This is a genomic window from Streptomyces narbonensis (assembly GCF_014649015.1).
GTDB lineage: Bacteria > Actinomycetota > Actinomycetes > Streptomycetales > Streptomycetaceae > Streptomyces > Streptomyces narbonensis.
This window is the reverse complement of the sequence record NZ_BMSF01000022.1, coordinates 75,650-98,383: the sequence shown is the minus strand read 5'-3', so window position 1 is coordinate 98,383 and position 22,734 is coordinate 75,650. Positions and strand designations below refer to the sequence as shown.

Sequence of the window (22,734 nt, the reverse complement as noted above, 5' to 3'; positions counted from 1 at the left end):
CGGCCACTTCGGCCGCGAGCTGCCGGACTTCACCTGGGAGCGCACCGACCGCGTGGACGCCCTCAGGAAGGCCGCGGGTCTGTAGGTCCCGGACTCCGGCGACCCGGATCCCGGAAACTCCCGGCTGTACGTGACGGAAGCCCGGTACCCCTTGGGGGGCGCCGGGCTTCCGTCTGCCTGACTGTCGGTGCCGTCTGGTAGGTATGGGGCTGTGAGCAGCGAGAAGGAGCACGACGAGACCACGGACGGGCCCGAGCAGCTCGCGCTCATCCGGGAGACCGTGCGGAAGGCGAACGTGCCGCGGGCCAAGCCGCGGACCTGGCGGGGGGCCGCTCTGGCCAAGGAGCTGCCCGTCGCCCGGGTCGTCGTGAACAAGGGGTCGCTCCACCTCGACCAGTTCTTCGACTACGCGGTCCCGGAGGAGCTCGACGGCGTCGCCCGGCCCGGGGTGCGCGTCCGGGTGCGGTTCGGGGCGGGCGCCCACCAGGTGCGGAACGGACGCCGTGAGGGCGGGCGGCTGATCGACGGCTTCCTCGTCGAGCGGCGGGCCACCTCCGACTACTCCGGACCCCTCGCCGCCCTCGCCGACGTCGTCTCGCCCGAGCCGGTGCTCGGCCCCGAGCTGCTCGGCCTCGCCCGGGCCGTCGCCGACCGGTACGCGGGCAGCCTCGCCGACGTGCTCCAGCTCGCCGTGCCGCCGCGCAGCGCCCGCGCCGAGGGCCGGACCTCCCCGGAGCCGATGCCACCGCCGGAGCCCCCGGAGCCGGGGACCTGGCAGCGGTACGAGCAGGGGCCCGCCTTCCTGACCTCCCTCGCGCGCGGCGGAGCACCCCGGGCCGTGTGGAACGCGCTGCCGGGACCGCACTGGGCCGAGGAGATCGCCCGTGCCGTCGCCGCGACCCTGGCCTCGGGCCGGGGCGCCCTCGTCGTCGTACCGGACGGACGGGCGGCCGGCCGGGTCGACGCGGCGCTGACCGAGGTCCTGGGGGAGGGGCGGCACGCGCTCCTCACTGCCGAAGCGGGCCCCGAGAAGCGGTACGGGCAGTGGCTCGCCGTCCGGCGCGGCTCCGTGCGCGCCGTCGTCGGCACCCGGGCCGCGATGTTCGCCCCCGTGCGGGACCTCGGGCTCGCCGTCATCTGGGACGACGGCGACGGCAGCCACAGCGAGCCGCACGCTCCACAGCCCCACGCGCGCGAGGTGCTGCTGCTGCGCGCCGCCCACGACCGGTGCGCCTTCCTCCTCGGCAGCACGAGCTGCACCGTCGAGGCCGCCCAGCTGGTGGAGTCCGGCTGGGCCAAGGCCCTCGGCGCCGGACGCGAGCAGGTCCGCAGGGCCGCCCCCCTGATCCGGACCGTCGGCGACGGCGAACTGGCCCGCGACGAGGCCGCCCGCGCGGCCCGGCTGCCCTCGCTGGCCTGGCAGGCCGTACGGGAGGGGCTGAAGACCGGGCCGGTGCTCGTCCAGGTGCCCCGGCGCGGATACGTGCCCCGGCTGGCCTGCGAGCGCTGCCGGACGCCCGCGCGCTGCCGTCACTGCGCCGGGCCCCTGGAAGCCCCCGAGCAGCAGGAGCTGCGCTGCGGCTGGTGCGGGCGCGGCGCCCCCGACTGGCACTGCGTGGCGTGCGGATCGAACCGGCTGCGGGCCCAGATCGTGGGCGCGCGGCGCACGGCGGAGGAGCTCGGCCGGGCGTTTCCCGCGGTGCCGGTGCGGACCTCGGGGCGCGACCACATCCTCGACACCGTGCCCGGGCGCCCCGCGCTCGTCGTCTCCACCCCCGGCGCCGAACCCGTCGCCGAGGGCGGCTACGCGGCCGCGCTGCTCCTCGACGGCTGGGCCATGCTCGGCAGGCCGGACCTGCGCGCGGGCGAGGAGGCGCTGCGCCGCTGGATCGACGCGGCTTCGCTGGTGCGGGGGCAGCCCGAGGGCGGCACGGTCGTCGTGGTCGCCGAGCCGACGCTCCGTCCGGTCCAGGCGCTCGTCCGCTGGGACCCGGTGGGCCACGCCCAGCGGGAGCTGGCCGAGCGGGCCGAGCTGGGCTTCCCGCCGGTCTCCCGGATGGCCGCGGTGTCCGGACCGCCGGCGGCCGTCGAGGGCTTCCTGGCGGCGGCCGGGCTGCCGGGCGACGCCGAGGTCCTCGGTCCGGTACCGCTGCCGGTGGTCCGCCCCGGCGGGCCGCGGCGCCCCGGGGACACGCCCCCCGGCGAGCAGTGGGAGCGCGCCCTGGTCCGGGTGCCGCCGGGCAGCGGGGCGGCCCTGGCGGCGGCCCTCAAGCAGGCCCGGGCGGCCGGGCTCGCTCGCGGTGGCGGCGAACCGGTGCGGATCCGCGTCGACCCGCCGGACATCGGCTGACGCCGCCGTCGGCACCGCCCGGCGTCTCCACCGCCATGACGCGCGACGGCCGCCGGCCCCGGTGGGGCGGGCGGCCGTCGGAGGCCCGGAGCGGGTCAGCCGTTGCGCGGGCCGGGGAGGGCCGAGGGGCGCGGGTCCTCGCGGAGGGTGGCGCTGCCCGAGGTGGGCTGCGGCGGCATCGAGCGGGCGGCGGGCACCGCGGGAAGGGTGCGGGTCACGCCCGGCTCCGTGGCGTGGTCCTGCTCCGCGGGGACGCCGGGCTGCGGTGCGCGGCGGGCACCGTAACGGCGGTGGACGGCCTGCTTGGTGACACCGAGCGCGGAACCCACCGCGTCCCACGAGAAGCCGAGCGAGCGGTCGAAGTCGACCGCCGCGGTCACCAGGGTCTCGACGCTGTCCCGCAGCTCCTGGGCGAGGCGGACGGTCGGGGCGGGCGCGCGCCCGTAGACGACGAAGCCCGTCGACGGGCCGGAGCGGCGGGGACGGTAGACATTGCCCAGCTGGGCCGTGAGTGTGCGCAGTGCGTCCACCTGCCGCCGGACCCGCTCGATGTCCCGCACCAAGAGGTGCAGACTCGCCCGGGCTTGGGCGTCGTGGGTTGCGTGGTCGGCCATGTGAAAGCCTCTCGAACCGGCGATTAAGGGGGCGGGTCGCAGGGGGGGGGAACGGCGACCCGATTCGGTCAATCTCTCTTGACCAACGCGCCACCGGGAGTTGGGTCACGCTGCGGGGGCGTACACGCATATGCGCGGGGCGCTCGTCCTTCCGTACGCCCCCTTCGCGTGGGCCCTCTAGACTGGTGCGCTGCCCGTAAAGCCCCCGGACAGACAGGCAGCCGCCACCCATGAAGCTCGTCTTCGCAGGCACCCCCGAGGTCGCCGTTCCCGCCCTGGACGCCCTGCTCGCCTCCGGCCGGCACGAGGTGGCCGCCGTGGTCACCCGCCCGGACGCCCCGGCGGGGCGCGGGCGACGGCTCGTCGCCAGTCCGGTGGCCCAGCGGGCCGAGGAGGCCGGCATCGAGGTCCTCAAGCCGGTCCGGCCCCGCGACGAGGACTTCCTCGCCCGGCTCCGGGAGATCGCCCCGGACTGCTGCCCGGTCGTCGCCTACGGCGCGCTGCTTCCCAAGGTCGCCCTCGACATCCCCGCCCGCGGCTGGGTCAACCTGCACTTCTCACTGCTGCCCGCCTGGCGCGGCGCGGCGCCCGTGCAGCACTCCCTGATGGCCGGCGACCAGGTGACGGGCGCGTCCACCTTCCTGATCGAGGAGGGGCTCGATTCGGGCCCGGTCTACGGCGTCGTCACCGAGGACGTCCGTCCGACGGACACCAGCGGCGACCTGCTGACCCGGCTCGCCTTCGCGGGCGCCGGGCTGCTCGCCGCGACCATGGACGGCATCGAGGAAGGCAAGCTCCAGGCCGTGCCGCAGCCCGTCGAGGGCATCACCCTCGCCCCGAAGATCCAGGTCGAGGACGCGCACGTCGACTTCGCGGCCCCCGCCCTGCGCGTCGACCGGGTCGTCCGCGGCTGCACCCCGGCCCCCGGCGCCTGGACGCTCTTCCGCGGCGAGCGCCTCAAGCTGATCCAGGTCACCCCCCTCCCGGACCGCACCGACCTCGCCCCGGGCGAGCTCGTGGTCGGCAAGAACAACGTGTACGCCGGCACCGGCTCGTACGCCGTCGAGCTCCTCTGGGTCCAGCCGCAGGGCAAGAAGCCGATGAAGGCCGCCGACTGGGCCCGCGGCGTCCGCATCACCGCGGGGGAGCGGCTGGGGGCCTGACCCCGTGCTGCTGCCGCTTCCCGAAGGGCCCTGGTGGGACTGGGAGGTCCGTCACTACGACGGCAGCCGGCTCACCCTGGTCGCCGACGACGACCTCGCGTACCACCACGGGCTCGAGGTCGTCTTCACGGACACCCTCTACGTCCGGTGCCCGATGCACTTCATGGACCCGGAATTCCGCGCGCCCACGCCCGAGGAGCGCGCGGAGGTCACCCGGCTCGTCGGCGACGAGCCGCCCGTGCTCGTCGCCTTCGAGGCGGACGGCGGTGGCACGGTGCCGGCCGGGTGCCTGATCGCGGCCGAGGGCTGGGCGATCCGCCAGGGGCGTTTTCCCCGGGGGACGTCGGCGGACGTACGCTGAGGGGGTTCGACCCCTCATTTCGTCACGCGGAGCACCTTTGAGCGAGCAGGCACGTCGCCGTCCCCACAAGCCCTACCGGAGGCCTCAGAAGGACCCCGTCCGGATGCTGGCCTTCGAGGCGCTGAGGGCGGTGGACGAGCGCGACGCCTACGCCAACCTGGTGCTGCCGCCGCTCCTGAGGAAGGCCCGCGAGAAGGGCGACTTCGACGGGCGGGACGCGGCCCTCGCGACCGAGCTCGTCTACGGGACGCTGCGCCGCCAGGGCACGTACGACGCGATCATCTCCGCCTGCATCGACCGGCCGCTGCGCGAGGTCGACCCGCCCGTGCTCGACGTGCTCGCGCTCGGCGCGCACCAGCTCCTCGGGACCCGGATCCCGACGCACGCGGCCGTCTCCGCCAGCGTCGAGCTCGCCCGGGTGGTGCTCGGCGACGGACGGGCCAAGTTCGTGAACGCCGTGCTGCGGAAGATCTCGCAGCAGGACCTCGACGCCTGGGTGGCGCAGGTCGCCCCGCCGTACGAGAAGGACGCCGAGGACCACCTCGCCGTCGTCCACTCGCACCCGCGCTGGGTCGTCTCGGCGCTCTGGGACGCCCTCGGCGGGGGCCGCGCGGGCATCGAGGACCTCCTGGAGGCCGACAACGAGCGGCCCGAGGTCACCCTCGTCGCCCGCCCCGGCCGCTCCACCACCGAGGAGCTCGCCGCGGTCACCGAGACGCTGCCGGGCCGCTGGTCCCCGTACGCCCTGCGGATGGCCGAGGGCGGCGAGCCCGGCGCCATCGAGGCGGTCAAGGAGGGCCGGGCCGGCGTCCAGGACGAGGGAAGCCAGCTCGTCGCCCTGGCCCTGGCCAACGCGCCGCTCGAGGGGTCCGACGCCCGCTGGCTCGACGGCTGCGCGGGCCCCGGCGGCAAGGCCGCCCTCCTCGCCGCCCTCGCGTCCGAGCGCGGCGCCGCGCTGCTCGCCTCCGAGAAGCAGCCGCACCGCGCCCGCCTCGTCGAGCGCGCCCTCGCCGGCAACCCCGGCGCCTACCAGGTCATCGCCGCCGACGGCACCCGCCCGCCGTGGCGCCCCGGCTCCTTCGACCGGGTCCTGATGGACGTGCCCTGCTCGGGTCTCGGCGCCCTGCGCCGCCGCCCCGAGGCCCGCTGGCGCCGTCGCCCCGAGGACCTGGACGGCTTCGCCCCGCTGCAGCGCGCCCTGCTCACCGAGGCGCTGAGCGCCGTGCGCGTCGGCGGGATCGTCGGCTACGCGACCTGCTCGCCGCACCTCGCCGAGACCCGGGTGGTCGTCGACGACGTCCTCAAGAAGGTCGGCGGAGCCGAGCTGATCGACGCCCGCCCCTTCATGCCCGGCGTCCCGGCGCTCGGCGACGGCCCGGACGTCCAGCTGTGGCCGCATCTGCACGGCACGGACGCCATGTATCTGGCGCTGCTGCGTCGCACCGCCTGACCCCGGGCCGTCCGACCCCTCGATCACCTGACCGCAATCTCCCGGTCCGTCCCGGTCCGCGGCTCGTCGCTTCGTACCGAAATTGGTCTGGACCGGGTCCGAAACCGCTCAGCGGCAAAGAAGTACCCAAGAACGTGGGAGGCTTGGCACATGGCGCAGATCAACCCCAGCATCCTGTCCGCGGACTTCGCCCGGCTCGCCGAGGAGGCGAAGGCGGTCGAGGGCGCAGACTGGCTGCACGTCGACGTGATGGACAACCACTTCGTGCCCAACCTGACGCTGGGGGTGCCGATCGTCGAGTCGCTCTCCCGGGCGACGGGGACGCCGCTCGACTGCCACCTGATGATCGAGGACCCCGACCGCTGGGCGCCCCAGTACGTGGAGGCGGGCGCCGGTTCGGTGACCTTCCACGTCGAGGCCGCGGCCGCGCCCGTGCGGCTCGCGCGGGAGATCCGGGCCAAGGGCGCCCGCGCCTCGATGGCGCTCAAGCCGGCCACGCCGATCGAGCCTTACGAGGACCTGCTCCCCGAGCTCGACATGCTGCTGATCATGACGGTCGAGCCCGGCTTCGGCGGCCAGGCCTTCCTCGACATCATGCTGCCCAAGATCCGCCGGACCCGGGAACTGATCTCCAAGCACGGACTGGAGCTGTGGCTCCAGGTCGACGGCGGGGTCGCCGAGTCCACCATCGAGCGGTGCGCCGAGGCCGGCGCCGACGTGTTCGTCGCGGGCTCGGCGGTCTACGGAGCGGCGGACCCGGCGGCCGCCGTGGCCTCGCTGCGGGCCCGCGCCGAGGCCACGACGGCCTCGGCCGCGTGGGCGTGTGGCCACTGAACCACCGTCGGATGAACGCGGCCCGACGGGTCGCCGACAGGACCGATCAAGACCCGCCGGATCTGACAGGATGAACGGCGAGTCCAGAGTGTGAACGACAGCCGTATGCGAACAGCCGTATGCGAACAGCGGTACGTGAACAGCAGTGAGGAGATCGCGGTGGCCGGTATGTCGGCGGGACGGTCAGCCCTGCGGATGGGCCCCGCGGAGCTGGTGCAGGCGGCGGCCATGGCCCGCCGCTTCTACCTCGAGGGCAAGTCCAAGATCCAGATCGCCGAGGAGTTCGGCGTGAGCCGCTTCAAGGTGGCACGGGTCCTGGAGACCGCCCTGGAGCGCGACCTCGTGCGCATCGAGATCCGCGTGCCGGCCGAGCTGGACGCCGAGCGCTCCGACGCGCTCCGTGCCCGCTACGGGCTCCGCCACGCCGTCGTCGTCGAGTCCCCGGCGGAGGGCGAGGACGAGTCGCCCGACCCGGAGAACCTCGGCGAGGTCGCGGCCGACCTGCTCGGCGAGCTGGTCACCGAGGGCGACGTCCTGGGCCTCGCCTGGGGCCGCTCCACCATCCACATGGCGGCGGCGCTCGACCGGCTGCCGCCCTGCACGGTCGTGCAGCTCACCGGCGTGTACGACGCCGGGACCGCCGAGCGCGGCTCGGTCGAGGCCGTACGTCGTGCCGCCCAGGTCTCCGGCGGCGAGGCGCACCCGATCTACGCGCCCATGCTGCTGCCGGACCCGGCGACCGCCGCGGCGCTGCGCAGCCAGACCGGCATCGCGCGGGCCTTCGAGTACTTCGACAAGGTGACGGTCGCCTGCGTCTCCATCGGCTCCTGGGAGCCGGGCATCTCGACCGTGCACGACATGCTCTCCGACGCGGAGCGCGCCCACTACGCCTCGCTCGGCGTCGCCGCCGAGATGTCCGCGCACCTCTTCGACGCCGAGGGCCGCCGGGTCGGCCGCGACCTGGGCGAGCGGTGCATCACCGTCGAGGCGGACCGGCTGCGGCGCATCCCCGAGGTCGTGGCGATCGCCGGCGGGCAGCGCAAGGCGGCGGCGATCGGGGCGGTCCTGCGCTCCGGACTCGTCACCAGCCTGGTCACGGACCGCGCCGCCGCGGACTACCTGCTGACCGAGTCCAGCCCGGGCACGCACCCGGCGCTCGACCGGACGGACCCCGACGGCAGCTGAGCCGCCACCGCCCGCTCGCGCGGTCCTCCAGGGCCGGAGCCATCCCGTAACGGTATCTTCGGGACATGTTGCTCCGGCCCTTTCGCGTACTCCTCGCGCTCGTCCTGTGCGTCTTCCTGGCCGGATGCTCCGCCGCGGGCGGCACGGTCTCCCCGCCGCAGACCGCCACCGCGACTGCCACCACCCCCGCCGCCACCGCCCCGGCCCACGCGGCCACCGGGACCTCGGGCCTGCCCACCGTGCGGGCCGCCGACCTACCCCCCGAGGCCCGCCGCACCCTCGAACTCATCGCGCGCGGCGGCCCCTATCCCTACGCCAAGGACGGCGCCGTCTTCTCGAACTTCGAGCGGATCCTGCCGCGCAGGGAGCGGGGGTACTACCGCGAGTACACCGTGAAGACCCCCGGCGAGCGCGACCGCGGGGCGCGCCGGATCGTCACCGGGCGGGACGGCGAGATCTACTGGACCGACGACCACTACGAGACGTTCCGGGAGGTGCTCGGATGAGAATCGACGACGCCGTCCTCCTCGACCTGACCGGAGTCACGGACAAGGCCGCCCTCATGGACCGGTGCGCCGTGACCCTCGCGCTCCCCGCCTGGTTCGGCCGGAACTGGGACGCCCTGGCCGACTGCCTGGCCGATCTCCCCGAACCCGTCACCGTCGTCGTCACGGGCTGGCAGGAGTACGCCAGGACGCGCTCCCGCGAGTGGCGGACCGCCCAGGACGTCTTCGCCACGGCCGTCGACGAGAGCCCCACCCGCCTCTCCGTCCTCCTCTCCCTGGGGGAGGGTCTCGTAGGATCCGACGAACCCCCTGCCGCAAGTCTCGGATGAATGGCCCGGGGCTGGTATTCGTACCGCCGTGGGACAATGAACTACGTGCTTTTTCCCCTGGCTGAAATGCCTAGGGGCCGATCCGAACGACTGGGATGTCAGCACGTGCGTTTCCTCAATGACGTCAAGCCGCCCTACGACCTGACGTACGACGATGTGTTCATGGTGCCGAGCCGCTCGGCCGTCGGTTCCCGCCAGGCGGTGGACCTCGCCTCGCCGGACGGGACCGGGACGACGATCCCGCTCGTCGTCGCCAACATGACCGCCATCGCCGGCCGTCGCATGGCCGAGACCGTCGCCCGCCGCGGCGGCCTGGTCGTCATCCCCCAGGACATCCCGATCGAGGTCGTCACCGACGTCATCTCGTGGGTCAAGAGCCGCCACCACGTGCTCGACACCCCGATCGTCCTGGAGCCCCACCAGACCGTCGCCGACGCGCTCTCCCTGCTGCCGAAGCGGGCCCACGGCGCCGGCGTCGTCGTCGACGAGAACCGCCGCCCGATCGGCGTCGTCACCGACGCCGACCTGTCCGGCGTGGACCGCTTCACCCAGCTGTCCGAGGTCATGTCGAAGGACCTGCTCCTCATCGACGCCGACATCGAGCCGCGCGAGGCGTTCAACACGCTGGACCACGCCAACCGCCGCTACGCCCCGGCCGTCGACACGGACGGGCGCCTGGTCGGCATCCTGACCCGCAAGGGCGCGCTCCGCGCGACCCTGTACACCCCGGCCACCGACGCCGAGGGCAAGCTGCGCATCGCCGCCGCCGTCGGCATCAACGGCGACTTCGTGGGCAAGGCCAAGCAGCTGCTCGACGCGGGCGTGGACACGCTCGTCATCGACACGGCGCACGGCCACCAGGAGTCGATGATCGCCGCGATCAAGGCCGTGCGGGCCCTCGACCCGCAGGTCCCGATCGTCGCGGGCAACATCGTCGCCGCCGAGGGCGTCAAGGACCTCATCGAGGCCGGCGCCGACATCATCAAGGTCGGCGTCGGCCCCGGCGCCATGTGCACCACCCGCATGATGACCGGCGTCGGCCGGCCGCAGTTCTCGGCCGTCCTGGAGTGCGCGGCCGAGGCGAAGAAGTACGGCAAGCACGTCTGGGCCGACGGTGGCGTCCGGCACCCGCGCGACGTGGCCATGGCGCTCGCCGCCGGTGCGTCGAACGTGATGATCGGCTCCTGGTTCGCCGGCACGTACGAGTCCCCGGGCGACCTCCAGCAGGACGCCAACGGCCGGCTCTACAAGGAGTCCTTCGGCATGGCCTCCGCCCGCGCCGTCAAGAACCGCACGAGCGACGAGTCCGCCTACGACCGTGCCCGCAAGGCGCTGTTCGAGGAGGGCATCTCCACCTCCCGCATGTTCCTCGACCCGACCCGTCCGGGCGTCGAGGACCTGATCGACTCGATCATCGCGGGCGTCCGCTCCTCCTGCACCTACGCCGGTGCGGGCTCGCTCGCCGAGTTCGAGGAGAAGTCCGTGGTGGGCATCCAGTCCGCCGCCGGTTACGCCGAGGGCAAGCCGCTGCACGCCAGCTGGAGCTAGGGAGCCCTGGTCCTCCGTCGTCATGCGCCGTGGGCCCCCGGGAAATCGCTCCCGGGGGCCCACGGCGTTCCCGTACGGTTCGGCGCATGGAGATCAGGCCCTGCCGCGCCGAGGACGTGCCCGTACTCGACCGCCACATCCCCGCTCCCGGGGCGCCGAGCCGCCACGCCGACCGCTTCGCGCGCCAGGAGGCCGGCGCCGGGACGTACCTCCTCGCGTGGCGCGACGCGGTGCCCGTCGGCCACGGCCAGGTCCGCTGGGACGGCTGCGCCGCCCCCGAGGTGCGGGCCGTCCTCGGCGACTGCCCCGAGCTCAACGGCCTGGACGTGTGGCCCGAGGGGCTGCGCGGGCAGGGCATCGGGACGGCGCTGGTCCACGCGGCCGAGGAGCTGGTGCGGGAGCGCGGCGGGACCCGGCTGGGGCTCGGCGTGGCCCGTGACAACCCGCGCGCGGCGGCACTCTACGCGCGGCTCGGCTACGAACCCGTCGTCGCCTACACCGACCGCTGGACCTGGACGGACGCGGCGGGCCGCACGCACGCGTGCGCGGACGCGTGCACCTTCCTCGTCAGGCCTCTGGCGGTACGCGGCCGCTGACCGGCACGTGGGGGAGCAGGACCTCCGCCACCGCCGCCGCGATCCGGGCGTGCCCCCGGTCGTTCGGGTGCAGGCCGTCCGCCAGGTGCTCGGGGCCGAGCAGAGGGCGCCCCGGGAGGACCAGGAGCCGCCCGTCGCCCTCGGCGGCCAGATCGCGGCCCGCGCGCTCCATGGCCCTGCGCAGCTCCGTGAGCGTGGCTCCCAGGGCGTTGCGGGTGTGCTCGGCCTCCGGGCGCAGGACGGGCGAGACGAGCAGCAGGGGGACGGCCGGGTGGCCCCGGCGGACCAGACCGACGAACGCCCGGACCGTCGCGTACAGCCAGTCGGCCGTCGCGGGCACCCGGGACCAGCAGTTGGTGCCGAAGGCGAGGGTGACCACCTCGCCGGGGAGCCGCGCGAGGTGCTCGGCCAGCGGGAGCTCGCCGCGCGCCCCGCCCGCGTACCCCAGATTGACCGGATCGAGCCCGAGCAGCCGTCCCGCCGTGGCGGGCCAGGAGTGCGCGGGGCGCGTCGACCACCAGCCCTCGGTGATCGAGTCGCCGTGGACGAGCCAGCGGGGCCGGACCGGAGCGGGGGAGAGGCGGCCGCCGACGGCCCGCAGGGCGAGCGGGACCGGGGACTGGCCCTCGGGGAGATGGACGGTGAAGACACCGCCGCACGGCGGCAGGGGGAGGCTGATCGTGCCCTCCGGCGCCGGGACGGCGCAGGTCTCTCCGACGAGCCGCCGGCCCTGCCAGAGCGCGAAGCAGTGCCGCAGCGCGGCGAGCGGGTCGTCCGGATCCGGGACGGCGGCGCGGTAGCGCAGCTCCACCGCCCGCGTCCCGGGCTCCGCCGTGAACTCGAGGCGTACGCCGATGGGCAGTGCCGCCCGCTCGGCGATGTCCCACGGGAGCCGCTCCAGGTCGGCGGGGTCCGCCCGGACGGGCCGGCCGCCGTCGAGCCAGGCCGTGCCGCGCAGGAAGGGCGCCGGGGCGAGCCAGCCCACCGAGACCTCCGATCGTGGGGTTGCCGGGGGATCGCAGCGTCGGACACGGGGCGCGAGGAGTCAAGGCACGCGCAGGCGTCCGAGGGGGTGGGCGCGCCGGGCCGCCCGGGAGGGCGTGGAGACCCCAATGTGCCGATTCATGCAGGGGCGCGCAATGTTTCCCCGTCTGCGCCGCGAGAGCGCAATGATCATTCGGCACTGCGCAACAACCCTGCATTACGAGTGCGAACCTCAGCCCCTTAGGCTCGTGCCCCGTACCAGGAGTGGCGGCGACCGCCTGCTCGGCGGTTCCCCTCCCCCGTGGGCTTGTTCCGGCATGCCCACGTGCCGCCGTGGTCGTCCCACCGCCTACAGGCAGCGATAAGGAGCCTCCGCAGTGCTGGACCACGGCGCAGCCCCGCCGGTCGTCGACACGGCCACCCCCAAGACCTCCGCGCTCGGCGCTCTCACCCGGCGCAAGCCGGTGGAACGCCTGGTCATGGAGGGTGGGCAGGGTGAGGGCGGCAGCCTCCGCCGCTCGCTCTCCATGTGGCAGCTGACCATGATCAGCATCGGTGCCACGCTCGGCACCGGCATCTTCGTCGTCCTCGGCGACGCTGCCCCCAAGGCCGGACCCGCCGTGACGATCTCCTTCGTGATCGCGGGCCTGACCGCTCTCTTCTCCGCCCTGTCCTACGCGGAGCTGGCCGGATCGGTGCCCGTCTCCGGGTCCTCGTACTCGTACGCGTACGCAACGATGGGCGAACTCATAGCCTGGGTCTGCGGCTGGTGCCTCGTGCTGGAGTACGGCGTCTCCGTCGCGGCCGTGGCCGTCGGCTGGGGCGAGTACCTGAACGAACTCCTCGACGGCACCCTGGGAATCACGATTCCCGAGCAGGTCTCCTCCCCGATGGGCGAGGGCGGCTTCATCAACCTGCCCGCGCTTGTCGTGGTGCTCCTCGCCATGGTGTTCCTGATGCGTGGTGCCAAGGAGAGCGCCCGGATCAACTCGATCATGGTCGCGGTGAAGATCGTCACCCTGCTGCTCTTCATCGGCATCGGCTTCCTGGGCATCAAGGGCGGCAACTACACCCCCCTCGCCCCGCTCGGCATCATGGGCATCAGCGCCGGTGCCGCCACGCTCTTCTTCTCGTACATCGGCTTCGACGCCGCCTCCACCGCCGGTGAAGAGGCCAAGAACCCGAAGCGCGACCTGCCCCGCGCGATCATGCTCTCGCTGCTGATCGTCACCGTGCTCTACGTCCTCGTCGCCTTCGTCGCCGTCGGCGCCATGCCCTGGCAGGACTTCGGGGACACCGAGGCCGCGCTCGCCAAGATCATGACCGACGTGTCGGGGCACTCCTTCTGGGGCGTCGTCCTCGCCGCGGGCGCCGTCGTCGCCATCGCCTCCGTCGTCTTCGCCGTCCTCTACGGCCAGACCCGCATCCTCTTCGCGATGTCGCGCGACGGACTCGTCCCCAAGGTCTTCGCCAGGGTCGACACCAAGTCCGGCGCCCCCCGCGCCAACGTGGTGATCGTCTCCCTCTTCTGCGGCACCCTCGCCGCCTTCATCCCGCTCGGCAAGCTCGCCGACGCCACCAGCATCGGCACGCTCTTCGCCTTCGGCCTCGTCAACGTCGCCGTCGTCATCCTGCGCAGGACCCGCCCCGACCTGCCGCGCACCTTCAAGGTCGCGCTCTTCCCGATCACGCCGATCCTCGGCCTGCTCGCCTGCGGCTACATGATGTTCAGCCTGGACACCGCCACGTGGATCGTCTTCGGTGGCTGGATGGTGGCGGGCCTCGTGTTCTACTTCCTGTACGGCATGCGCCGCTCCCGACTGGCCTCGGACCCGGCCGTGGCAGAGGCCCCAGCAGAGAAGTGATCCACCCGCAGTGCGACTGAACGACCTCGACGAACGCATCGTCCACGCCCTCGCGGAAGACGCCCGCCGCAGCTACGCCGACATCGGCTCGCTCGTCGGACTCTCCGCGCCGGCCGTGAAACGGCGTGTGGACCGGCTCAGGGCCGAGGGCGCCATCACCGGTTTCACCGTACGGGTGGACCCGGCGGCGCTCGGCTGGGAGACCGAGGGCTTCGTCGAGATCTACTGCCGCCACAACACCTCGCCGGACGACATCCGGCGAGGTCTGGAGCGGTATCCCGAGGTGGTGTCCGCGTCGACCGTCACCGGTGACGCGGACGCCGTCGTCCAGGTCTTCGCCTCGGACATGCGCCACTTCGAGCGCGTCCTGGAGCGGATCGCGGGCGAGCCCTTCGTGGAGCGCACCAAGTCGGTGCTGGTGCTCTCGCCGCTGCTACGGCGGTTCTCCTCGGGCTCACCCGCGTAACCCCGCGGGGCGCCGGCGGTCCGGGCGGCGCGGGCCGTGGTTCCCGCACCGCCCTCCGCCCACCCACCCCCGTGGGGCGGTCTACTCGGTCGGGTAGACGAACTCCCAGGGGGTGACTTCGAAGTCGCCCGTGCCCTTCTCGACCTTCTCGAAGGGTGCGCCGCTGAGGCAGGGCTGCACCTTGTCCTTCTTCGGGTCGGCGGTCATCCACGTGTAGCCGAGCCGGTCGCCGTTCACGTCGTCGTGGACCGTGACGCCGACGCGCGCCTTCTTGAACTCCTTCACATCGGTCTCGACGACGACACCCGTCACCACGGCGACCTTGCCGCCGGTGGTGAGGCAGTCGACCTTGACCTTCGCGTATCCGCCCCAGTCGCCCTTGTAGTGGCTGAAGCGGAACGTGCCGGTGGCCTTCATCGGGTCCATCCGGTCCTTCTCCGCGAGATGCGCGTCGAAGGTGAAGGTGATGTCGTCCCCGGCCGGCCTGTACAGCTTGGCCGTGCCGGTCAGCGCGGCGGCCTCCGAGACCGTGGCCCGGGCCGCGGCCGGGGCGGGAGCCTCGTCCACCGTGGCGGCGGCGATGCCCCCGGCTCCCAGAGTCAGCAGGACGGCGGCGGCGACGGCGACGGTCTTCGTACGGCGGTTCATGGCTTCCCGTTCCTCTCGGCAGGTCGTCCGGTGGGTCTTCCGGACGAGCACCACTCTTCCGGCCGGCCGCCGCCCGGTCGTCGCGCCGCAGGACGGTCCTCGTCTCCGCCGCGCGGCGGGGAGCCCTCCGCCCTCGGGCGGAGCCCCGCGCCCCTCGCTGGAGCCCCGCGCAACGAATCGCCGTGGTGGCCGGAGATCGCGCAACGGTTCGACGGTCGGTCCGCAACGCTCCCGCCTTGTCCGAACAGAGCGCGAAACCGTACCGTTTTTGACGTCTTCCCCTTGTACTCCGACCCACCCGAGGATCGCCCATGCCCGCGCTGCGCACCGCCCTGCTCCAGAGCTCCGGCGAGCTCGGTGACGTGGCCGCCAACCTCAAGATCCTCGACGAGGCCGCCGCCCGCGCCGCCGCCGCCGGAGCGGGCGTCCTGCTCGCCCCCGAGCTCTTCCTCACCGGCTACGCCATCGGCGCCGACATGGCGCGCCTGGCCGAACCGGCCGACGGCCCCTCCGCCCGCGCCGTCGCGGCGATCGCCGTGCGCCACGGCCTCGCCGTCGGCTACGGCTACCCGGAGCGGGACACCGAGCGCCACGGAGTCCTCTACAACGCGGCCCGGCTCGTCGGCCCCGACGGGGACGTGCTCGCCGACTACCGAAAGACCCACCTCTTCGGCGGCTTCGAGACGACCTGGTTCACCCCCGGTGACCAGGCCGTCGTCCAGGCCGAGCTCGGCGGACTCACCGTCGGCATGATGATCTGCTACGACGTCGAGTTCCCGGAGAACGTACGGGCGCACGCGCTGGCCGGCACGGACCTCCTCCTCGTGCCGACCGCGCTCATGCACCCCGCCGAGATCGTGCCCCTGTCCGTGGTGCCGGTCCGTGCCTTCGAGAACCAGCTGTACATCGCGTACGCCAACCGGACCGGCCCCGAGGGCGACTTCGAGTTCGTCGGCCTCTCCGCCCTGGCCGGCCCCGACGGCACCGCCCGCGCCCGCGCCGGGCGGGGCGAGGAGCTCGTCATCGGGGATGTCGACCCCGAATTCCTGGCGGCCTCCCGCGCGGAGAACCCCTACCTCCGCGACCGGCGCCCGGGCCTCTACGGCCCCCTCGTCTGAGCCGCCCCCCCGCCTTCCCGACCGCCTCACCTTTTTCCGTGCAAGGAGTCCGTACCCCATGACGTCCACGGTGCCCACGACCGCCGTCCCCCACAGCGACGGCCAGCCGCCGATCACCATGTTCGGTCCGGACTTCCCGTACGCCTACGACGACTTCCTGGCCCACCCGGCCGGGCTCGGTCAGATACCGGCCACCGAGCACGGCACCGAGGTCGCCGTCATCGGCGGCGGTCTGTCCGGCATCATCGCCGCGTACGAGCTCATGAAGATGGGCCTCAAGCCCGTCGTCTACGAGGCCGACCAGATCGGCGGCCGACTGCGGACCGTGGGCTTCGAGGGCACCGCCACCGAGGGCCTCACCGCCGAGATGGGCGCGATGCGCTTCCCGCCCTCCTCGACCGCGCTCCAGCACTACATCGACCTCGTCGGCCTGGAGACCACGCCCTTCCCGAACCCGCTGGCCGAGTCGACCCCCTCGACCGTCGTCGACCTCAAGGGCGAGTCGCACTACGCCACCACCGTCGACGACCTCCCGCAGGTCTACCGCGACGTGATGAACGCGTGGAACGCCTGTCTGGACGAGGGCGCCGACTTCTCCGACATGAACCAGGCCATGCGCGAGCGCGACGTCCCGCGCATCCGCGAGATCTGGTCGAAGCTCGTCGAGAAGCTCGACAACCAGACCTTCTACGGCTTCCTCTGCGAGTCCGAGTCCTTCAAGTCCTTCCGGCACCGCGAGATCTTCGGCCAGGTCGGCTTCGGCACCGGCGGCTGGGACACCGACTTCCCCAACTCCATCCTGGAGATCCTCCGCGTCGTCTACACCGAGGCCGACGACCACCACCGCGGCATCGTGGGCGGCTCGCAGCAGCTGCCGCTGCGCCTGTGGGAGCGCGAGCCGGAGAAGATCGTCTACTGGGCGCAGGGCACCTCGCTCAGCTCCCTGCACGAGGGCACCCCGAAGCCGGCCGTGACCCGGCTCAACCGGACCGCCGGCAACCGGATCACCGTCACGGACGCCTCCGGCGACATCCGCACCTTCCCTGCGGCGATCTTCACCGCCCAGTCGTGGATGCTGCTCTCCAAGATCGCCTGTGACGACTCGCTCTTCCCGATCGACCACTGGACGGCGATCGAGCGCACCCACTACATGGAGTCGTCGAAGCTCTTCGTGCCTGTCGACCGGCCGTTCTGGCTGGACAAGGACGAGGAGACCGGCCGTGACGTCATGTCGATGACGCTGACGGACCGGATGACCCGCGGCACGTACCTCCTGGACGACGGCCCGGACAAGCCGGCCACCATCTGCCTCTCGTACACGTGGTGCGATGACAGCCTGAAGTGGCTGCCGCTCTCCGCGAACGAGCGCATGGAGGTCATGCTGAAGTCGCTCGGGGAGATCTACCCGAAGGTCGACATCCGGAAGCACATCATCGGCAACCCCGTGACGGTCTCCTGGGAGAACGAGCCCTACTTCATGGGCGCCTTCAAGGCGAACCTGCCGGGCCACTATCGCTACCAGCGCCGCCTGTTCACGCACTTCATGCAGGAGGGGCTGCCCGAGGACAAGCGCGGCATCTTCCTCGCGGGCGACGACATCTCCTGGACGGCCGGCTGGGCCGAGGGCGCGGTGCAGACGGCGCTCAACGCGGTCTGGGGCGTGATGCACCACTTCGGCGGCGGCACCGACGCCACCAACCCCGGCCCGGGCGACGTCTACGAGGAGATCGCCCCGGTCGAGCTGCCGGAGGACTGAGTCCCCGTACGGGTCACGGCCTGGTGAGCGGCGTGAGCAGCATCCGCCCCACCAGGCCCACCGAGCGGTCGAGGCGCTCGGTGAACTCCCCGGCCAGCTCCGGCAGCCCGCGCAGCTGCCAGAGCGAGCGCGCGGCCAGCCAGGCCCCGTCGCGGGCCCGGTCCAGGCTCCAGCAGCCGAGCAGATGCGTCAGCGGGTCCGCGATCTCCAGGAGGTCCGGGCCCGGCATCAGTTCCTCCCTGATGCGCTCCTCCAGGAGCAGGAGGATGTCGCCGACCTGGTCGAACTCGTCCTCCAGGTCGGCCGGCGTGCACTCCAGGGCGCGGCACGTGTCGACCACGGCGAGCGCCAGGTCGTGGCCGACGTGGGCGTTGATCCCGGCGAGCGCGAACTGCAGGGGGCGCACGCCGGGGTGGCGCCGGTAGTGGAAGAGCGGCCGCCAGCAGGCGGGCGCCGGGCCGCCGGCGGCGACGGCGTCGACCGCCGTGAGGTAGCGCTCGGCGAAGCGCACGTCGAGGGTGGCGGCGGCCGTGCGGTCGGCGAAGGTGCCCGCCTGGATCGCGTGGCCGATCTCCTCGGTGACCGTCAGGTAGACGCGGTTGAAGACCGCGACCCCGTCGGCCGGATGCCAGGTGGTGCGAAGGGTGCGCATGCGGTCGACCACGGGATCGACCGCCACGAACTGCCCGATGTCCCGACCGGCTTCCCGACCGGTCTCCCGGGCGACGTCCCCGCCGATGTCATGACCGCTGTCCTGCCCGAGCTGCTGGGTCTGCGCCATGGGGGCAGGTTTCCAGGCGCCGGGCCGGGAGGGAACTCCCCGGGCCCGGCTTCCCCAGAACGGGCGAATCAGTCAGCTCTTCGACAGCGGATCCTCGTCGGAGGTGCTCTCGTACGAGCTCGTGCCGGAGTCCAGGAGGGGTTCCTGCTCCTTCAGGTGGGCCGGGGCGAAAGCCCGCAGCACGTGGTAGCCGGTGATGACGACGATCGTGCCGAGCGCGATGCCGCCCAGCTCGAAGGTGTCGGTGAAGGCGAGCTTCACCCCGCCGACGCCGATGATGATGCCGGCGGCGGCCGGGACCAGGTTGAGCGGGTTGCGCAGGTCGACCTTGGCGTTGATCCAGATCTGGGCGCCGAGCAGGCCGATCATGCCGTAGAGGATCACGGTGATGCCGCCGAGGACCCCGCCGGGGATGGCGGCGACGATCGCGCCGAACTTGGGGCAGAGGCCGAAGAGGAGCGCGAAGCCGGCCGCGGCCCAGTAGGCGGCGGTCGAGTAGACCCGGGTGGCGGCCATGACGCCGATGTTCTCGGAGTACGTGGTGTTCGGCGGGCCGCCCACGGCGGTCGACAGCATCGAGGCGGCGCCGTCGGCGGCGATGGCCGTGCCGAGCTTGTCGTCCAGGTTGTCCCCGGTCATCTCGCCGACGGCCTTGACGTGTCCGGCGTTCTCGGCGATCAGTGCGATGACCACGGGCAGCGCGACCAGGACGGCGGACCACTCGAAGCTCGGTCCGTGGAAGGACGGGAGCCCGATCCAGTCGGCCTGCGACACACCGGACAGGTCGAGTCGCCAGTGGTCGGTGACCTGGCCGCTCGGGGACATCGAGTGGATCCTGCCGAAGACGAGGTCGAAGATCCAGGAGATGGCGTAGCCGAAGATCAGACCGAGGAAGATCGCGATCCGGGACCAGAAGCCGCGCAGACAGACCACGGCCAGACCGGTGAACAGCATGACGAGCAGCGCCGTCCACTGGTCCTGCGGCCAGTACGTCGACGCGGTGACCGGGGCCAGGTTGAAGCCGATCAGCATGACGACGGCGCCGGTCACGATCGGCGGCATCGCCGCGTGGATGATCCGCGCGCCGAACTTCCGCACCGCGAGACCGGCGAGGAAGAGCACCCCGCCGACGACGAGGACCGCGCCGGTCACGGTGGCGCTGGTGCCGCCCGAGGCCCGGATGGCGGCGGCGACGCCCACGAAGGAGAGCGAGCAGCCCAGGTAGGACGGGACGGTGCCGCGGGTCGCGAGGAGGAAGATCGCGGTCGCGACACCGGACATCATGATCGCGAGGTTCGGGTCCAGACCCATGAGGACCGGGGCGACGAAGGACGCCCCGAACATGGCGACGACGTGCTGGGCGCCGAGGCCGACGGTACGGGGCCAGGAGAGCCGCTCGTCCGGCCGGACGACGGCCCCGGGAGCAGGTGTTCTCCCGTCGCCGTGCAGGGTCCAGCGCACGCCGAGGTTCATGAGGTCGCTCCCGTTCCGAGGTTCCGGCGGCCGTGTCGTGACCGCAAAAGATCAGCCACATGCTATGCGCCCCGACCTGCCGGAACCGCCTCGCGTCCGGCGTCTCGGAACCGCCTCGCGTCCTGCGCCCCGGGCCCGTCCGCATCCGGACGGACCCGGGGCGCGGTCGCCGTTGCGCGGGTCGCCGTTACGCGACCGGGCCGGGGCTCTTCGCCGCGGCGTCGTCGGCGCGGGTCGAGGCCGCCGCCGAGCGGGCGCCGGACCGGAGCACGCCCGCGCCGAGCACCAGGCCCAGGGCCAGCAGGGTGACCAGGCCGAAGGAGAAGAGGAGCGAGGTCGCGTCGGCGATGCCGCCGATCGCCGAGGGGGCGATGAGACCCGAGGTGTACGTGATGGTGGCGACGCCCGCGATGGCCTGGCTGGGGTTCGGCCCGCTGCGGGCCGCCGCGGCGAAGGCGAGCGGGACGACGACGGCGACGCCGAGCCCGATGAGGCCGAAACCGGCCATCGCGACGGCGGCGTGCGGGGCGAGGACGACCATGAGCCCGCCGAGGGTGGCGACGGCGCCCCCGACCCGTACCGTACGGACCGCGCCGAAGCGGTCCACGACGCGGTCGCCGACCAGCCGGGCCACGGCCATCGTCAGCGCGAAGGCGGTCGTCGAAGCGGCCGCGAGCCCGGCCGAACTGCCCAGCTCGTCCTGGAGGTAGACGGCCGACCAGTCGAGGCTGGCGCCCTCCGCGAAGACCGCGCAGAAGCCGATGGCGCCGATGACCAGCGCGGACTTCGGCGGCAGGGAGAACCGTGGCGGTGCCTCCTCGTCCGGGGAGCTCTGGACGTCCAGGACGCCCTGGCAGCAGGCCAGGCCGAGCGCGGTGAGGGTCAGGGCAGCGAGCAGGTGGTGGACGCGGGCGTCGGCGCCGATGTGGGCCGCGACCGTGCCGGCGGCCGAACCGAGCAGCGCGCCCACGCTCCACATGCCGTGCAGGCTCGACATGATGGACTTGCCGAGCCGGTTCTCGGTCTCGACGCCGAGCGCGTTCATCGCCACGTCGGACATGCCCGCGGTCGCGCCGTACACGAAGAGCACGCCGCACAGCCCCCACACGTTCGGTGCCAGCGAGGGCAGCGTCAGGGAGAGCGTCCACAGGGCGAGCAGGCCGCGCAGGGCCGTGCGGGCGCCGAAGCGGTGGCTGATGGCGCCGGCCAGCGGCATCGAGAGGGAGGCGCCGAGCGCGGGGAAGGCGAGCGCGAGCCCGAGCTGTCCGGCGCTGACGCCCGCGTGCTCCTGGATCCACGGGATGCGGGTCGCGAAGCTGCCGGTGACCGCGCCGTGGACGCAGAAGACCGCGGCGACGGCGAAGCGCGCCCGCCGCAGACGCTCGGTGCTGAAGACGGTCTCCGCCGCCATGTGCCCTCCCTGGGTGGTGTGTGGGGCTGTGCCGGTGCTCTGGCGCGTAAACTATCAGGAACCCTGCCTGATAAATAGATCGCGGGACGGCATCCGTGCCGGAGCGCGTCTGAGAGGATCGCCGCATGGCCGCATCCCCGAGCACCGCACGAGCCATCAACGACCGGTTCGCCCTGCGACTGCTCCAGGACGAGGGTCCGCTGACGGCCACTCAGCTCAAGACCCTCACCGGGCTCTCCCGCCCCACGGTCGCCGACCTCGTCGAGCGTCTCCAGGGCTCCGGGCTCGTCCATGTCGTGGGGGAGTCCGGAGCCGAGCGCCGGGGCCCCAACGCCAAGCTGTACGGACTCGTCGCCGACCGGGCGCACCTCGCCGCCCTCGACGTGCGCACCAGCTCCGTCTCCGTCACCGTCGCAGACCTGCTCGGGACCACCCTCGCCGAGGCCTCCGTGCCCGTCGGTGACGACAGCGGCACCGGATCGGCCGTCGAGAAGGCGGTCACGCTCCTGGAGCGCACCGTGAAGGAGGCCGGCGCCGACCGGCTGCACACCGTGGCCGTCGGCGCCCCCGGCCTCATCGACCCGGCCACCGGAGAGCTGCGCGACTCCTCGGGACTGCCCGCCTGGCACCGGCGGTTCGTCGGCGTCCTCCAGGAGCGGCTCCCCGCCCACGTCCTCGTCGAGAACGAGACCAACCTCGCCGCCCTCGCCGAACTGCGCGAGGGCGCGGCGCACGACCGCGAGGACTTCGTCCTGCTCTGGCTCGGCCAGGGCGTCGGCGCCGCCGTCGTGCTCGGCGGGCGGCTGCGCCGCGGGGCCTCCGGCGGCGCGGGCGAGATCGGCTTCCTGCCGGTCCCCGGCACCTCGGGGCTCCCCTCGGCCACCGGCTGCGACGGCGGCTTCCACGAACTGGCCTGCGCGGCCGCCGTCGAGACCCTGGCCGCCGCCCACGGCCTCGCCCCGTCCGAGGCACTCGCCTCGGCCCACGCCCCCTTCCTGGACGCACTCGCCCGCCGCCTGGCCGTCGGCGCGGCGGCCATCGCCTCCGTCCTGGACCCGGGCTGCGTGGTCCTCGCGGGCGAGACGGGGCACCAGGGCGGCCCCGCGCTCGCGGCCCGCGTCGAGTCGGAGCTGGCGGCCCTCTCCCCGCTCCGCACGGAGGTCCGCCCGACGGCGCTCGGCGACGCGGCCGTCCGGCGCGGCGCGCTCCTCCTCGCCCGTGACACGGCCCAGGACGCGCTCTTCGGGCCACCGGCCAGGGGGCTCTAGGGGGAGTCGTGCGGATTCGTGCCGAGAT

At 73.3% G+C, this 22,734-nt stretch carries 21 protein-coding genes; 15 read left to right on the top strand and 6 right to left on the bottom strand.

What is annotated here, in order from left to right:
• The first annotated feature begins 211 nt into the window (after nucleotides 1-211).
• Nucleotides 212-2,350 carry a primosomal protein N' gene (locus IE124_RS30660; protein WP_189512697.1) on the top strand — a complete coding sequence of 713 codons (2,139 nt, stop codon included), beginning with the start codon at nucleotides 212-214 and terminating at the stop codon, nucleotides 2,348-2,350.
• A 95-nt stretch (nucleotides 2,351-2,445) separates the two neighbouring features.
• On the opposite strand, the gene IE124_RS30655 is transcribed toward IE124_RS30660, so the two are convergent.
• On the bottom strand, nucleotides 2,446-2,964 hold the full coding sequence (locus IE124_RS30655) for a hypothetical protein (RefSeq protein WP_189512695.1): 519 nt from the start codon (nucleotides 2,962-2,964) through the stop codon (nucleotides 2,446-2,448).
• A gap of 230 nt (nucleotides 2,965-3,194) precedes the next feature.
• On the opposite strand from IE124_RS30655, the gene fmt reads away from it, so the two are divergent.
• The 9 genes from fmt to IE124_RS30610 all read left to right on the top strand — a co-directional run bounded on the left by fmt (nucleotide 3,195) and on the right by IE124_RS30610 (nucleotide 10,936).
• Nucleotides 3,195-4,127: a methionyl-tRNA formyltransferase gene (fmt, locus tag IE124_RS30650; protein ID WP_189512693.1), complete on the top strand. Its 933-nt coding sequence runs from the start codon at nucleotides 3,195-3,197 to the stop codon at nucleotides 4,125-4,127.
• Nucleotides 4,128-4,131: 4 nt separating this feature from the next.
• Nucleotides 4,132-4,488: a hypothetical protein gene (locus tag IE124_RS30645; protein ID WP_189512691.1), complete on the top strand. Its 357-nt coding sequence runs from the start codon at nucleotides 4,132-4,134 to the stop codon at nucleotides 4,486-4,488.
• Nucleotides 4,489-4,525: 37 nt separating this feature from the next.
• Complete coding sequence (locus IE124_RS30640; RefSeq protein WP_189512689.1) at nucleotides 4,526-5,938, top strand: RsmB/NOP family class I SAM-dependent RNA methyltransferase; 1,413 nt, start codon at nucleotides 4,526-4,528, stop codon at nucleotides 5,936-5,938.
• A gap of 150 nt (nucleotides 5,939-6,088) precedes the next feature.
• A complete protein-coding gene (gene rpe, locus IE124_RS30635) occupies nucleotides 6,089-6,772 on the top strand; it encodes a ribulose-phosphate 3-epimerase (protein ID WP_125748970.1) in 684 nt (227 codons plus the stop codon).
• 168 nt (nucleotides 6,773-6,940) lie between these two features.
• Complete coding sequence (locus IE124_RS30630) at nucleotides 6,941-7,957, top strand: sugar-binding transcriptional regulator (RefSeq protein WP_024760841.1); 1,017 nt, start codon at nucleotides 6,941-6,943, stop codon at nucleotides 7,955-7,957.
• Between the two features lie 65 nt (nucleotides 7,958-8,022).
• Nucleotides 8,023-8,463, top strand: a complete 441-nt coding sequence (locus IE124_RS30625) for a guanyl-specific ribonuclease (RefSeq protein ID WP_189512662.1) — start codon at nucleotides 8,023-8,025, stop codon at nucleotides 8,461-8,463.
• Nucleotides 8,460-8,792 carry a barstar family protein gene (locus tag IE124_RS30620; RefSeq protein ID WP_189512659.1) on the top strand — a complete coding sequence of 111 codons (333 nt, stop codon included), beginning with the start codon at nucleotides 8,460-8,462 and terminating at the stop codon, nucleotides 8,790-8,792. Before IE124_RS30625 ends, IE124_RS30620 begins: the two co-directional genes overlap by 4 nt.
• 105 nt (nucleotides 8,793-8,897) lie before the next feature.
• Entirely contained in the window at nucleotides 8,898-10,340 is a 1,443-nt protein-coding gene (locus IE124_RS30615) for a GuaB1 family IMP dehydrogenase-related protein (RefSeq protein WP_189512656.1), read from the top strand.
• Between the two features lie 86 nt (nucleotides 10,341-10,426).
• Complete coding sequence (locus IE124_RS30610) at nucleotides 10,427-10,936, top strand: GNAT family N-acetyltransferase (RefSeq protein ID WP_189512653.1); 510 nt, start codon at nucleotides 10,427-10,429, stop codon at nucleotides 10,934-10,936.
• Here IE124_RS30610 and IE124_RS30605 read toward each other — a convergent pair.
• Complete coding sequence (locus IE124_RS30605; protein WP_189512650.1) at nucleotides 10,908-11,921, bottom strand: GDSL-type esterase/lipase family protein; 1,014 nt, start codon at nucleotides 11,919-11,921, stop codon at nucleotides 10,908-10,910. The genes IE124_RS30610 and IE124_RS30605 overlap by 29 nt on opposite strands.
• Nucleotides 11,922-12,297: 376 nt before the next feature.
• Between IE124_RS30605 and IE124_RS30600 the strand changes: the two genes are divergently transcribed.
• Nucleotides 12,298-13,785 (top strand): amino acid permease, encoded by a 1,488-nt coding sequence (locus IE124_RS30600; RefSeq protein WP_189512647.1) that lies wholly within the window; start codon nucleotides 12,298-12,300, stop codon nucleotides 13,783-13,785.
• A gap of 10 nt (nucleotides 13,786-13,795) precedes the next feature.
• The gene (locus tag IE124_RS30595; RefSeq protein ID WP_015032260.1) at nucleotides 13,796-14,251 is read left to right on the top strand and encodes an Lrp/AsnC family transcriptional regulator; all 456 of its coding nucleotides are present in this window, start codon (nucleotides 13,796-13,798) and stop codon (nucleotides 14,249-14,251) included.
• 81 nt (nucleotides 14,252-14,332) lie between these two features.
• Here the strand turns inward: IE124_RS30595 and IE124_RS30590 are convergent, their stop codons facing one another.
• A complete protein-coding gene (locus IE124_RS30590) occupies nucleotides 14,333-14,899 on the bottom strand; it encodes a Repetin (protein WP_189512644.1) in 567 nt (188 codons plus the stop codon).
• A 311-nt stretch (nucleotides 14,900-15,210) separates the two neighbouring features.
• Here IE124_RS30590 and IE124_RS30585 point away from each other — a divergent pair, with 311 nt between their 5' ends.
• Both IE124_RS30585 and IE124_RS30580 read left to right on the top strand, forming a co-directional pair.
• Nucleotides 15,211-16,017 carry a carbon-nitrogen hydrolase family protein gene (locus IE124_RS30585; protein ID WP_189512642.1) on the top strand — a complete coding sequence of 269 codons (807 nt, stop codon included), beginning with the start codon at nucleotides 15,211-15,213 and terminating at the stop codon, nucleotides 16,015-16,017.
• A 58-nt stretch (nucleotides 16,018-16,075) separates the two neighbouring features.
• Nucleotides 16,076-17,773, top strand: coding sequence for a flavin monoamine oxidase family protein (locus tag IE124_RS30580; protein WP_189512639.1), 1,698 nt, complete (start codon nucleotides 16,076-16,078; stop codon nucleotides 17,771-17,773).
• Nucleotides 17,774-17,786: 13 nt separating this feature from the next.
• On the opposite strand, the gene IE124_RS30575 is transcribed toward IE124_RS30580, so the two are convergent.
• The 3 genes from IE124_RS30575 to IE124_RS30565 all read right to left on the bottom strand — a co-directional run bounded on the left by IE124_RS30575 (nucleotide 17,787) and on the right by IE124_RS30565 (nucleotide 21,438).
• Nucleotides 17,787-18,554 carry a DUF5995 family protein gene (locus IE124_RS30575; protein ID WP_268246766.1) on the bottom strand — a complete coding sequence of 256 codons (768 nt, stop codon included), beginning with the start codon at nucleotides 18,552-18,554 and terminating at the stop codon, nucleotides 17,787-17,789.
• Between the two features lie 72 nt (nucleotides 18,555-18,626).
• The gene (locus IE124_RS30570; protein ID WP_189512636.1) at nucleotides 18,627-20,027 is read right to left on the bottom strand and encodes a uracil-xanthine permease family protein; all 1,401 of its coding nucleotides are present in this window, start codon (nucleotides 20,025-20,027) and stop codon (nucleotides 18,627-18,629) included.
• Between the two features lie 187 nt (nucleotides 20,028-20,214).
• Nucleotides 20,215-21,438 carry an MFS transporter gene (locus tag IE124_RS30565; protein ID WP_189512633.1) on the bottom strand — a complete coding sequence of 408 codons (1,224 nt, stop codon included), beginning with the start codon at nucleotides 21,436-21,438 and terminating at the stop codon, nucleotides 20,215-20,217.
• 125 nt (nucleotides 21,439-21,563) lie between these two features.
• On the opposite strand from IE124_RS30565, the gene IE124_RS30560 reads away from it, so the two are divergent.
• Complete coding sequence (locus IE124_RS30560) at nucleotides 21,564-22,706, top strand: ROK family transcriptional regulator (RefSeq protein WP_189512630.1); 1,143 nt, start codon at nucleotides 21,564-21,566, stop codon at nucleotides 22,704-22,706.
• Nucleotides 22,707-22,734: the final 28 nt, after the last annotated feature.

What these genes read in the sequence shown, in the direction of transcription:
- IE124_RS30655 (WP_189512695.1), bottom strand. Translation starts at nt 2,964, where the DNA reads ATGGCCGACCACGCAACCCACGACGCCCAAGCCCGGGCGAGTCTGCAC.
- fmt (WP_189512693.1), top strand. Translation starts at nt 3,195, where the DNA reads ATGAAGCTCGTCTTCGCAGGCACCCCCGAGGTCGCCGTTCCCGCCCTG.
- rpe (WP_125748970.1), top strand. Translation starts at nt 6,089, where the DNA reads ATGGCGCAGATCAACCCCAGCATCCTGTCCGCGGACTTCGCCCGGCTC.
- IE124_RS30630 (WP_024760841.1), top strand. Translation starts at nt 6,941, where the DNA reads ATGTCGGCGGGACGGTCAGCCCTGCGGATGGGCCCCGCGGAGCTGGTG.
- IE124_RS30625 (WP_189512662.1), top strand. Translation starts at nt 8,023, where the DNA reads ATGTTGCTCCGGCCCTTTCGCGTACTCCTCGCGCTCGTCCTGTGCGTC.
- IE124_RS30620 (WP_189512659.1), top strand. Translation starts at nt 8,460, where the DNA reads ATGAGAATCGACGACGCCGTCCTCCTCGACCTGACCGGAGTCACGGAC.
- IE124_RS30610 (WP_189512653.1), top strand. Translation starts at nt 10,427, where the DNA reads ATGGAGATCAGGCCCTGCCGCGCCGAGGACGTGCCCGTACTCGACCGC.
- IE124_RS30590 (WP_189512644.1), bottom strand. Translation starts at nt 14,899, where the DNA reads ATGAACCGCCGTACGAAGACCGTCGCCGTCGCCGCCGCCGTCCTGCTG.
- IE124_RS30585 (WP_189512642.1), top strand. Translation starts at nt 15,211, where the DNA reads ATGCCCGCGCTGCGCACCGCCCTGCTCCAGAGCTCCGGCGAGCTCGGT.
- IE124_RS30580 (WP_189512639.1), top strand. Translation starts at nt 16,076, where the DNA reads ATGACGTCCACGGTGCCCACGACCGCCGTCCCCCACAGCGACGGCCAG.
- IE124_RS30575 (WP_268246766.1), bottom strand. Translation starts at nt 18,554, where the DNA reads ATGGCGCAGACCCAGCAGCTCGGGCAGGACAGCGGTCATGACATCGGC.
- IE124_RS30570 (WP_189512636.1), bottom strand. Translation starts at nt 20,027, where the DNA reads ATGAACCTCGGCGTGCGCTGGACCCTGCACGGCGACGGGAGAACACCT.
- IE124_RS30565 (WP_189512633.1), bottom strand. Translation starts at nt 21,438, where the DNA reads ATGGCGGCGGAGACCGTCTTCAGCACCGAGCGTCTGCGGCGGGCGCGC.
- IE124_RS30560 (WP_189512630.1), top strand. Translation starts at nt 21,564, where the DNA reads ATGGCCGCATCCCCGAGCACCGCACGAGCCATCAACGACCGGTTCGCC.